This is a genomic window from Corynebacterium riegelii (assembly GCF_016728505.1).
In the GTDB taxonomy this organism is placed as follows: Bacteria; Actinomycetota; Actinomycetes; order Mycobacteriales; family Mycobacteriaceae; genus Corynebacterium; species Corynebacterium riegelii.
Genome location: NZ_CP068159.1, coordinates 2,067,103 through 2,078,905, shown reverse-complemented (window position 1 = coordinate 2,078,905; position 11,803 = coordinate 2,067,103). Strand labels below are relative to the sequence as shown.

Here is an 11,803-nt window from a genome sequence, read left to right as displayed (position 1 = left end):
GAGACCCAATATGGATCGCGATGCCGTAATTTCCGCCGCGGTAAGTGTGCTCACGCGGCGCTACGGGGGTGCCCAAAAGCTCACCGACGTCACTGCGTTGTCTGGTTCCGGCGTTGCCGGTGTGTACCGCGCGAAGGTGGCTACCAACCCGTTCCTGCAACACAGGACGGTAGTGGTGAAGCACTCCCCGGAGACGGGAAATCTGTTTGATGATGCTGCGTTTTTGCGTGAGGTCGTGGCCTATCAATTCACAACCTCGCTAAGCAGTGACGTGCGCCCTGGCCCAGTGATGTTGGGCTATGACTTGGACGCCCGGATGATCATTCTTTCGGACGCTGGCGATGCTGACACGCTGGCGACCATGTTGGAACGCGCTGACGACATCCAGCACGTGCAGATTCTGCGCAATTTGGGCACGGCCCTTGGCAAGATGCACGCCGGCACGGCAGATAAGGAAGCGCAGTACAACGCGTTGTTTGCAAGGATGACGCGTTCCCGCACCGGTGCGGAGAAGATCCAGCAGTTGCGTGATCGGCTGCTGTCTCACCGCATCCGTTTGGGCCTGGCCATTCTTGAGCAGGCCGGCTTCGAGGTGCCAAATGAGGTGAAGGTGACTGCCTCAAACCTGCAGTCACGTCTGCTTCGCGGTGGTGTGCGCGCGTTTACGCCGTTTGATTTGAGCCCGGACAACGTGATGTACACGGATTCAGGGACGCAGTTTCTGGACTATGAGTGGGCCGGTTTCCGTGACGCTACCTTCGATGTTGCGTTTGTGGTCGCCGGGTTCCCGCTGTATCTGTCTCCACGTGCCTACCACGAGGATGCGGTCAGTGCGTTTATTGAGGCCTGGCTGCGTGAAGTCCGTGGCACCTGGCCGCTGCTCAACCACGAGGACACCCTTCAGGCGCGTATCACCGCAGGCATGATCGGGTGGGCGCTGTCCAGCTTGACGGTGCTCAACCCAGTGGCGCTTGCGGAGGTGGTGGCTACGGATGAAGAGCTGGCTGCCGAGTTTGCGGCCGCAGGCGTGGACGTGAACGAGGAGGTTGCGGAGTCCGTGCTTGGATTCGCGGATGCTGGCATCTCCAGTGGCGACATGTTGCGTCCTGCAAGCGAAGGTCCGTTCAGCCACGAGGAACTCATTGTCCGTGAGGATCTGCACGAGACGTTCAACGCTCTTGCTGCTTACGCCGGCACTGGCCGTGACACTGCCTACCTGGTCATTTCCCAGTTTGCCAGCGATGTTGCGCAGCGACTGAAGTAGTAACTGAAGTAGGTTGCACTATGGCACAGGAGGGTTTGTTCGGGGATGGTGAGGTCGGCGGGGCGTCGATAAGCAATAGGGGCTCCAGCTTCTTTGAAGTTGGACCGCACGCGCCGCTGGCTGCGCGCATGCGTCCGCGCACGATCGATGAGATCGCCGGCCAGCGTCACCTGTTGGGGGAGGGCAAACCGCTGCGCCGTCTGATCGAGGGCTCTGGCGCCGCCAGTGTGATCCTCTACGGGCCGCCGGGGACGGGGAAAACCACGATTGCCTCGCTGATTGCGGCGACGATGGGGCAGAACTTCATTGGGCTGTCCGCGCTGACATCGGGGGTTAAGGAAGTGCGCGCTGTGATTGATACCGCTCGGCGCGACCTTGCCCGTGGTGAAAAGACGGTGCTGTTTATCGATGAGGTGCACCGCTTTTCCAAAACCCAGCAGGATGCGCTGCTGGCGGCGGTGGAAAACCGTACGGTGCTTCTGGTTGCGGCGACGACGGAAAACCCATCGTTTAGCGTGGTTGCCCCGCTGCTGTCGCGTTCGTTGCTGCTGAAGCTTGAGCCGCTGAGCGATGAGGATATCCGCGGGGTGCTCACCCGTGCGGTGGCTGATGAGCGGGGGCTTGCCAAGAGCATTTCGCTTGACGACGCTGCGTTGAACCAACTCACCCTCCTCGCCTCAGGCGACGCACGTCGTGCCTTGACGTATCTTGAGGCCGCCGCCGAGGCGGTGCCCGCGGGTGGGGAAGTGACGGAAGAGGTGATCCGCAACAACGTCAACCGTGCCGTGGTGCGCTACGACCGTGATGGGGATCAGCACTACGACATCACCAGCGCTTTCATTAAGTCGATTCGCGGCTCGGACGTGGATGCTGCGCTGCATTATTTGGCACGCATGATTGAGGCGGGCGAGGATCCGCGTTTTATTGCGCGTCGTCTGGTCATTCACGCCTCGGAAGACGTTGGCATGGCTGATCCCACCGCGCTGCAGACTGCAACGGCCGCAGCCCAGGCCGTGCAGTTCATCGGCATGCCGGAGGCGCGTCTGACCTTGGCACAAGCCACGATCCATTTGGCTACGGCGCCGAAATCGAACTCGGTTATCGAGGCGATCTCTGCGGCGCAAGCTGATGTGCGCGCGGGCAAGGTGGGGCCGGTGCCGCCGCACTTGCGCGACGGACACTACGAGGGTGCGAAAGCCCTTGGACACGCGGTGGGCTACAAGTACCCCCACGATGATCCGCGTGGTGTGGTCGAGCAGCAGTACATCCCGGAAGGGTTGGAAGATGCGGTGTACTACCAGCCGACAAACCACGGTGCGGAGAAACGGATCAGTGAATACCTTGGGCGGCTGCGCAGGATGGTGCGGGGTCGCGGGTAGAGTATTGCCGGACGTAATTTTGCTATGAGATTTTCTCGTTGAAAGGACAGGCACGTCGTGCAGACTCATGAGATTCGCGAGCGGTTTACCAACCACTTCGTGAGGAGCGGACACACTGAGGTGCCCAGCGCCTCGCTGATTCTTGATGATCCGACGTTGCTCTTTGTCAACGCCGGCATGGTGCCATTCAAGCCGTACTTCCTGGGCCAGCAGACGCCGCCGTTTGAAAACGGCACTGCTACCTCGATTCAGAAGTGCGTGCGCACCCTTGACATTGAAGAAGTGGGTATTACTACCCGCCACAACACGTTTTTCCAGATGGCGGGCAACTTCTCCTTCGGCCAGTACTTCAAGGAAGGTGCGATCAAGCACGCGTGGTCGCTGCTGACTGGTGCTGTGGAAGACGGTGGCCTGGGTCTTGACCCGGAGCGTCTGTGGGTAACCGTGTTTACTGAGGACGATGAGGCAGCGCAGATTTGGGAGAACGTGATCGGCGTGCCGTCGGAACGCATCCAGCGCATGGGCATGGAGGACAACTTCTGGTCCATGGGTGTGCCCGGCCCGTGTGGACCGTGCTCTGAGATCTACTACGACCGTGGCCCGGAGTACGGCAACGAGGGCGGCCCGATTGCGGACGATAACCGTTACATGGAGATCTGGAACCTCGTGTTCATGGAATCCATCCGCGGCGCTGGTGACAAGAAGGGCGGCTTTGAGATTCTCGGCGAGCTGCCGAACAAGAACATCGATACCGGCCTGGGCATTGAGCGTGTGGCCTGCATCCTGCAGGGCGTAGACAACGTCTACGAGACTGACCTGCTGCGCCCTGTGATTGACGTGGCCGAGCAGCTCAGCGGTACGAAGTATGACGCTGGAACCCCAGCTGATGACGTTCGCTTCCGCGTGATTGCAGACCACTCGCGTACATCCATGATGATCATCCTGGATGGCGTTACCCCGTCTAATGAGGGCCGTGGTTATATCCTGCGCCGTCTGCTGCGTCGCATCATCCGCTCCGCGCGCCTGCTGGGCGCAACCGGCCCGGTGATGCAGCCGCTGATGGAGACGATTATGGATACGATGACGCCGTCGTACCCGGAGATTGCTGATAACCGCGACCGTATTCTGCGCGTGGCCATGGCTGAGGAGCGCGCGTTTTCTAAGACGCTGGAGTCTGGTACCCACCGCTTTGATGAGACCGCGGCAGCGCTGAAGTCCGCGGGCGGCACCCAGATTTCTGGCGAGCAGGCGTTTGAGCTGCACGACACCTACGGTTTCCCGATTGACTTGACGCTTGAGATGGCTCGTGAAGCCGGCCTGGACGTGGATATGGACGCGTTCCACGCCTCGATGGAGGAGCAGCGCGCCCGCGCAAAGGCTGACAACAAGGCCAAGAAGATGGGCAACCGCGATGACTCGCTCTACCGCGAGTGGGTTGACGCCAACCCGACTCAGTTTGTTGGCTTTGATGAGCTCACTCACAGCGCGAATGTGATCGGCCTTGTCCGTGACGGCGAAAAGGTTGGCGAGGTCACCGCAGGCGATGAGGTTGAGGTGATCCTGGATGTCACCCCGATGTACGCCGAGGCCGGCGGCCAGATGGCGGACCGTGGCCGCATCGTCGTGGGCGATACCGTGCTCAACGTCAACGACGTGCAAAAAATTGGCAAGAAGCTCTGGGTGCACAAGGCGACGGTGCAAAATGGCGGCCTTGACCTTGGCCAGACGGTCACTGCTGAGGTGGATGAGGCGTGGCGCCACGGTGCCCGCCAGGCACACACCGCAACGCACCTGATCCACGCAGCACTTCGTGAGGTGCTTGGTCCAACCGCAGTCCAGGCTGGTTCTTTGAATAAGCCGGGCTACCTGCGCTTTGACTTCAACTACACCGAGCAGCTGACGGATGCGCAGCTGGAAGAGATTGCCACCATTACCAACCAGGCGGTGGATGCGGACTTTGCCGTTAACACTATTGAGACCAGCCTGGAAGAAGCCAAGGCCATGGGCGCGATGGCATTGTTCGGCGAGAACTACGGCGACCAGGTGCGCGTGGTGGAGATCGGTGGCCCGTTCTCTATCGAGTTGTGCGGTGGTACTCACGTCAGCCACTCCTCTCAGATTGGCCCGGTTGCAGTGCTGGGTGAGTCATCGGTTGGCTCTGGTGCGCGCCGCATTGAGGCCTACTCTGGCCTGGAATCTTTCCGTTACTTCTCCAAGGAAGCAGCGTTGGCGTCTGGCCTGGCTGCGGAATTGAAGACCCCAACTGATCAGTTGCCGGAGCGCATTGCTCAGCTGACTGAGCGTTTGCGCGCGGCTGAGAAGGAAGTAGAGAACCTCCACCGCCAGCAGCTGCTGTCCAACACTGGTGCCATTGTTGCTGGTGCTCAGGAGCTGGCTAACGGCCGCAAGCTGGCAGCCGTGCACCTGCCGGAGGGGATTAACACCGGTGACCTGCGAACGATGGCTAGTGACATCCGCGGCAAGTTCGGCGCTGCCGACGCTGTGGTGGTGCTTGCCTCGAAGGCGGACGGGAAGGCAGCATTCGCAATCGCCGCTACTGAGGCAGCCGTGGACGCCGGCATCAAGGCTGGTGAGCTGGTCGCAGCATTTGGTTCCCACGTGGGCGGAAAGGGCGGCGGTAAGCCGGACCTGGCCCAGGGTTCTGGCAACAACCCAGAGGGTATCGATGCTGGTTTGGCAGCGTTGCGCGAGCAGTTGGATGCTTAAGATAACGAATTGATTACGTGACACGCCGAGCGCTGGGTGCGCTTCGGCGTGTTTTCGCATTAGCGTCGGTAATGCACCAGCAATGCTTGGAAGGCGCTGGTAAAAACACCAGTAAAAACACCAGTAAAAACACTGCCAACAAGCACTGCTGAATAGCGCTATGTAAAGACAGTTGAAGGATCAATGCGATGAAGGTAGAGCCAGACACACCTGGTGTGGATGACCCGGGCCCCGGCCGCCGTTTAGGCGTGGATGTGGGCACGGTGCGCATCGGGGTGGCTGTCTCTGACCGTGACGCGCGTATGGCAACGCCTCTAGAAACTGTTTCCCGCGTCACTGGCTTCAAGGACCGTGATGGTGAAGATATTGACCGTCTTGTTCAGCTGGCCAGTGAGTATGAAGCAGTAGAGGTGGTAGTTGGGCTGCCGCGTGACTTGCAAGGCAACGGCAGTAACAGCGTCAAACACGCCAAGGAGATCGCGTTTCGCATCCGCCGGCGCACAGGTTTGCCAGTGCGGATGGCGGATGAGCGGCTCACTACCGTCGTCGCTGCGTCTGCAATGCGTGCCGCTGGCACTTCTGAGAAGCAGGGGCGCAAGTTTATTGACCAAGCGGCGGCTGTGGAGATCCTCCAATCTTGGTTAGATGGGCGCAACAACAATCTGAAGGAGAACGAATCGTGACCACCCGACGAAGCGCACAGCGCAAGACGCGCAGCATCGCCGTGCTTATCGCCTCGATCCTGCTCATTATCGGGCTGATCGCCGTGATCGCTGTGTCACGAGGTAGCGGTTCCAGGGACTTTACCGGGGAGGGTAATGGCGTGGAAGAGATCGTGCAGATCCCTGAAGGCTCGACTATCTCTGCTCTTGGTCCTGAGTTGGAGGAGCGCGGCATTGTTGCTTCTAATAGCGCGTTCCAGGCCGCGGCGGCGAACAACCCTGACGCGGACAACATCCACCCAGGTTTCTACCGCTTGCAGGGTGAGATGAGCGCTAAGGCTGCGGTTGCGGCGCTTGTGAATGACGCCAATAAGATCACCCCGCTGAAGGTTTACGGCGGTGCAACGCTGATGGACATCAACGTGCTTGGTGGGCAGACCCGCTTCGGTATTTTGTCCATGATTCAAGACGTCACCTGTGGCGGCACGAATATGAGCGGCTGCGTGGATATTGAGCAGCTGAACAAGGTTGCGGCGAACGCGGATCCTGCAGCTCTAGGTGTGCCGGAGTGGGCGCGTGAGCAGGTTACGCAGCGCGCAGGTGATGCAAAGCGCCTCGAGGGCCTTATTGCTCCGGGCGAGTACATCATTGATCCGGGTGCAAGCGCAGAAGATATTCTGACTGACCTGATTACCCGCTCTGCAGCACAGTATGAGGCAACGGGAATCACCGAACGCGCAGCAGCAGTCGGTATGTCGCCGTATGAGTTGCTGATTGCGGCCTCCCTGGTGGAGCGCGAGGCCCCAGCTGGTGAGTTTGACAAGGTTGCCCGCGTGATTTTGAACCGCCTGGATGCTCCGATGCGTCTTGAGTTTGATTCCACCGTGAACTACGGGCTGCCGTCTGTAGAGGTGGCGACCACGGATGAGGACCGTGGGCGTGTGACCCCGTGGAATACCTACGCCAAGGACGGCCTGCCGGAGACGCCGATCGCGTCGCCGTCGATCGAGGCTATTGAGGCAATGGAGAACCCGGCTGAGGGCAACTGGTTGTTCTTTGTCACCGTGGATAAGGACGGCACCACGGTGTTCAACGACACGTTTGAGCAGCACATGGCTGATACGGTTCGCGCAATTGAAAGCGGCGTGCTGGATTCCCAGCGCTAGGAGTCAAGGCGATGAGTATCTTGCGCGCAGCCGTACTGGGTTTTCCCATTCAGCACTCGCTTTCGCCGGTCCTGCACTCGGCGGGCTTTAAAGCCGCAGGTTTAGACAACTGGGAATACACCCGTTTTGAGTGCAAGGCAGAGGATTTGCCACGCATTGTGGGTGGGGCAGACGAGTCCTTCCGCGGTTTCTCGGTGACCATGCCCGCGAAGTTCGCGGCGCTTGAGTTTGCTGATGAAGTGACTGATCGTGCGCGCGAGATCGGCTCGGCGAACACGCTTGTACGTATTGGCGACAAGTCTTGGCGTGCGGATAACACGGACAGCGAAGGTCTGCTGATCGCCTTGGAAGAGCTGATGCGTGGCACGCCGATTCGCACTGCTGTGGTGGTGGGGGCAGGTGGTACGGCTCGCCCTGCTGTGTGGGCGTTGCGCCAGCTCGGTGCGAAGCAGGTGACTATCTTGAACCGCTCTGACCGCGCAGATGAGTTTGCTGGGTTGACTGAGGGGATGGACGCTGCGTTTGTTCCTTTTGAGGGCACTGATATTGCACAGATCACTATGGCTGCGGATGTGGTGGTCTCCACGGTGCCGTCGGCAGGCATCGAGCCCTATGTGCCTGCACTTGCGCATGCGCCGGTGCTGGATGTGATCTATGACCCTTGGCCGACACCGCTTGCGGTGTGCGCCGCTTCCAACGGGTATCACGCTGTTGGCGGGCTATCCATGCTGGCCGGGCAGTCTTACTCCCAGTTTGAGCAGTTCACTGGGGTTGAGGCCCCGCGTGAAAAGATGCGCGAGGCCCTGTTCGCACACGTTCAGCGCTGATAGAATCCCCGGCATGGGGTTCGGGGTATTTGTTGTATGGTCGTTGGGGCTTCTGCTTATCGACGCATGGCGTAACATCCTTCCCAACATCCTGACCCTTCCAGCCGCAGTGCTGGCACTCGGCGCGTGCTTGGTGCACCCGCAGTGGGCGTGGGGGTTGTTGTGGGGGTTGGCCTATCTGGCGTTTGGGCGTGGCATCGGCGGGGGTGACATCAAGCTTGCGGTTCCACTTGGGGTGGTGGTGGCCGCGATGGGCGGCATCGGCGGGGTTATTGCGGCTGTTGCGCTATCGTCCCTGCTCACCCTAGGTATATCGTTGGTTTTGCGGCGTAAATCGGTAGCGCATGGACCGTCGATGATTATTTCAACGTGGTGTCTTGTAGCAGTCTGTGCGTTTTCTTAGCGCATGTGTGAGACAATGCTGCAATGCTTCGTTGGACTACCGCTGGGGAATCCCATGGACAGGCGCTGGTAGCGCTTATTGAAAACTTGCCGGCTGGGGTGCCGGTGACCAAGGACGAGATTGGCCACCAGCTAGCTCGCCGCCGCCTCGGCTACGGCCGTGGTGCGCGTATGAAGTTTGAGGCTGATGAGCTCACCTTGCTCACTGGTGTTGTGCATGGGCGCACGATTGGCAGCCCGATTGCCATCCAGATTGGCAACACTGAGTGGCCGAAGTGGACCACCATCATGAGCGCGGAGCCGGTGGATGAATCGGATCCGGAGGTTGCCAAGGCACTGGCTTCTGGCCGCGGTGCGAAACTGACACGTCCGCGTCCTGGCCACGCCGACTTCGCTGGCATGGTGAAGTACGGCTTTGACTCTGCCCGCCCGGTCCTAGAGCGCTCTTCAGCGCGTGAGACTGCAGCGCGCGTTGCTGCGGGCGCGGTCGCGCGTAGCTTCCTGCGTGAGACCTTGGGGGTGGAGGTGTTCTCCCACGTGGTCTCCATTGGTGAGTCCGCGGCGTATGAGGGGCAGTCCCCGGCGTTTGCGGACATTGAGGCCATTGATGCTTCCCCGGTGCGTGCCTTTAACAAGGACGCGGAAGCAGACATGGTGGCGTGCATTGAAGCAGCGAAGAAGGCTGGCGACACCCTCGGTGGCATTGTTGAGGTGATTGTGGATGGTCTGCCGATCGGGCTTGGCTCCCACATCTCCGGTGATCACCGTTTGGATGCTCAGCTGGCCGGCGCACTGATGGGTATCCAGAGTGTCAAGGGCGTGGAGATTGGTGACGGCTTTGAGGAAGCTCGCCGTCGCGGCTCCGCAGCGCACGACGAAATGGTGCGTGAAAACGGACAGCTGCGTCGTCTCTCCAACCGTGCCGGTGGCCTGGAAGGCGGCATGACCAACGGTGAGCAGCTGCGCGTCCGCGCAGCTATGAAGCCGATTTCCACGGTGCCGCGTGCACTGAAGACTGTGGATATGTCGACTGGTGGTGCCGCAACCGGTATCCACCAGCGCTCTGACGTGTGCGCAGTGCCCGCCGGTGGCGTCGTCGCCGAGGCCATGGTCGCCCTGGTGCTCGCCCGCGCTGTTACCGAGAAGTTTGGGGGAGACAGCTTGGACGAGGTCAAGCGCAATATCAACTCCTACAAGGAGTACGTGTCTACGCGCCTTGCATTCGCCGACTCCGAAGAGGGAGAGAACTAGATGTCTGAAGGCACGCTCGCGGCGCCGGAGCCGTCGCATGTTGTGAATTCTTCCCCGCGCGTTGTCCTGGTTGGTCCGCCCGGTGCAGGAAAATCCACAATTGGTCGTAGGTTGGGCAGTGCCCTGAACCTGCCAGTCGTGGATTCGGACACGTTGATTGAGCAGGGCGAAGGCAAGTCCTGCAGCGAAATCTTCAGCGAGCTGGGAGAAAAAGCGTTCCGCGAGGTTGAAGCAGACTACGTAGCACGTGCGTTGGCTACGGGCGGCGTGGTCAGCCTTGGCGGTGGAGCAGTGCTGACTGAATCCACCCGCGCCCTCTTGCAGAACCACACGGTGGTGTGGATCGATGTCACTGCAGAGGAAGGCATCCGCCGTACCGCAGAAGACACATCGCGGCCCGTACTGCAGGCAGATGACCCGCACGAGCACTACCGCAACCTGCTAGTTACGCGTGAACCGTTCTATCGTGAAGTAGCGGATCACCGCGTACGGACGGATTCGCGGCCGCCGCAGCGGGTGGTGGCTGAAGTCTTGAGTTTTATCGATACTGAATAGGTACAACAAGCACACAATAGGTTGGGGTTAACGCGATGCCAATGATCCAGGTGACGGGACAAAGCCCGTACAACATCCACATCGGCTATGACATCACCGGCGAGGTTGCCGGAAGAGTAAAAGACATTGGCGCGCGCAAAGTGGCCATTATTCACCAGCAGCCGCTGAGCGCGGTCGCCCGCGGTGTTGCCCACGACATTGAGGCGCTTGGCGTTGAGGCCGTCTTAGCCCCTGTGCCCGATGCTGAAGATGCAAAGACGCTCACCGTCGCCGGTGAGCTGTGGGACATGCTTGGAGCCCGTGGCTTTTCGCGCCAGGATGCAGTTATCGGTCTTGGCGGTGGAGCGGTAACCGACCTGGCTGGGTTTGTGGCCTCCGCGTGGATGCGTGGCATCAAGGTCATCCAGGTGCCCACCACGCTGCTTGCCATGGTGGATGCGGCGGTTGGCGGCAAAACCGGCATCAACACAGACGCAGGCAAGAACCTCGTCGGTGCATTCCATGAGCCTGACTCCGTGTTCATTGACCTTGAGCGCATGCACACCTTGCCGGAGGAAGAGATCATCTCCGGCTCCGCTGAGCTGATCAAGACGGGCTTTATTGCGGACCCGCAGATTCTGGAGCTTTACCGCGACGGCGCCGACGCGCACTGGGAGGAACTGGTTACCCGTTCCGTGGCAGTCAAGGCCAATGTGGTGAGCCAGGATCTGAAGGAGTCAGGCCTGCGCGAAATCCTCAACTATGGCCACACGCTGGGGCATGCGGTTGAACTTCGGGAAGATTACACGTGGCGCCACGGCAACGCGGTAGCTGTGGGCATGATGTTTGCGGCAAAGCTTGCCCAGAATAGGGGATTGATTGATGAGGCCCTGTTTGCCCTCCACCACGAGATCCTCTCCGCAGTTGGCTTGCCCACTACCTACGACGCTGATGCGTTTGATGAGCTGTACCAGGCAATGGGCCGTGACAAGAAGAACCGTGACGGCCGCATTCGCTTCGTAGTACTCAACGGCATGGGATCGTGCACCAGGCTTGAAGACGCCACGGTGGACGAAATGCGCGCCGCCTACGAGGCGATCACCGCTCAAGCTGCAGAGGAGGCATAAACCAATGCCAGATTCTTTAAAGATTGTCGTGCTCAATGGACCAAACCTGAATAGGTTGGGCAAGCGGCAGCCGGAGGTCTACGGAAGGGTGGGTCTCGTGGACGTCGAAAAGCAAGTGAAAGCTCGTGCCGCCGAACTTGGTGCGGAGGTGGACTTCAAGCAGACCAACCACGAAGGCGAGATGATTGAGTGGGTCCATCAGGCGGCTGATGATGGGGCAGCGGTGATTATCAACCCAGGCGGCTGGACGCACACGTCAGTGGCGCTGCGCGACGCACTGGCCGAGGTGGCCGACGGAGCAGGGTTTATTGAGGTGCATATCTCCAATGTGCATGCGCGTGAGGCATTTCGAAACCACTCGTATCTTTCCCCGATTGCTATCGGCGTGATCGCAGGCCTCGGTGTGCACGGCTACACCCTGGCACTGGAACACTTGGTAGCGCGGGCCAATAAGGAGGCATAAC

General features: G+C 60.0%; 11 protein-coding genes. All 11 read left to right on the top strand.

What is annotated here, in order from left to right; all coding sequences use genetic code 11:
* Positions 1 to 10 precede the first annotated feature (10 nt).
* The 11 genes from I6I71_RS09850 (at position 11) to aroQ (ending at position 11,802) form a co-directional block, all read left to right on the top strand.
* Entirely contained in the window at positions 11 to 1,264 is a 1,254-nt protein-coding gene (locus I6I71_RS09850; protein WP_201820757.1) for a protein kinase family protein, read from the top strand.
* A gap of 20 nt (positions 1,265 to 1,284) precedes the next feature.
* Entirely contained in the window at positions 1,285 to 2,643 is a 1,359-nt protein-coding gene (locus I6I71_RS09845; RefSeq protein ID WP_201820756.1) for a replication-associated recombination protein A, read from the top strand.
* Between the two features lie 57 nt (positions 2,644 to 2,700).
* Positions 2,701 to 5,370, top strand: coding sequence for an alanine--tRNA ligase (gene alaS / locus I6I71_RS09840; protein WP_201820755.1), 2,670 nt, complete (start codon positions 2,701 to 2,703; stop codon positions 5,368 to 5,370).
* Between the two features lie 188 nt (positions 5,371 to 5,558).
* On the top strand, positions 5,559 to 6,053 hold the full coding sequence (ruvX, locus tag I6I71_RS09835) for a Holliday junction resolvase RuvX (protein WP_052204089.1): 495 nt from the start codon (positions 5,559 to 5,561) through the stop codon (positions 6,051 to 6,053).
* Positions 6,050 to 7,198 (top strand): endolytic transglycosylase MltG, encoded by a 1,149-nt coding sequence (mltG, locus tag I6I71_RS09830; protein ID WP_052204091.1) that lies wholly within the window; start codon positions 6,050 to 6,052, stop codon positions 7,196 to 7,198. The genes ruvX and mltG overlap by 4 nt, the downstream gene beginning before the upstream one ends.
* A gap of 11 nt (positions 7,199 to 7,209) precedes the next feature.
* Entirely contained in the window at positions 7,210 to 8,025 is an 816-nt protein-coding gene (locus I6I71_RS09825) for a shikimate dehydrogenase (RefSeq protein ID WP_201820754.1), read from the top strand.
* 13 nt (positions 8,026 to 8,038) lie between these two features.
* Positions 8,039 to 8,428, top strand: a complete 390-nt coding sequence (locus I6I71_RS09820) for an A24 family peptidase (RefSeq protein ID WP_201820753.1) — start codon at positions 8,039 to 8,041, stop codon at positions 8,426 to 8,428.
* 23 nt (positions 8,429 to 8,451) lie between these two features.
* Complete coding sequence (aroC, locus tag I6I71_RS09815) at positions 8,452 to 9,678, top strand: chorismate synthase (protein ID WP_201820752.1); 1,227 nt, start codon at positions 8,452 to 8,454, stop codon at positions 9,676 to 9,678.
* Positions 9,679 to 10,233, top strand: a complete 555-nt coding sequence (locus tag I6I71_RS09810; protein WP_201820745.1) for a shikimate kinase — start codon at positions 9,679 to 9,681, stop codon at positions 10,231 to 10,233.
* Positions 10,234 to 10,268: 35 nt separating this feature from the next.
* Entirely contained in the window at positions 10,269 to 11,339 is a 1,071-nt protein-coding gene (gene aroB / locus I6I71_RS09805) for a 3-dehydroquinate synthase (protein WP_201820742.1), read from the top strand.
* A 4-nt stretch (positions 11,340 to 11,343) separates the two neighbouring features.
* Positions 11,344 to 11,802, top strand: a complete 459-nt coding sequence (gene aroQ / locus I6I71_RS09800) for a type II 3-dehydroquinate dehydratase (protein ID WP_070494885.1) — start codon at positions 11,344 to 11,346, stop codon at positions 11,800 to 11,802.
* Position 11,803 lies beyond the last annotated feature (1 nt).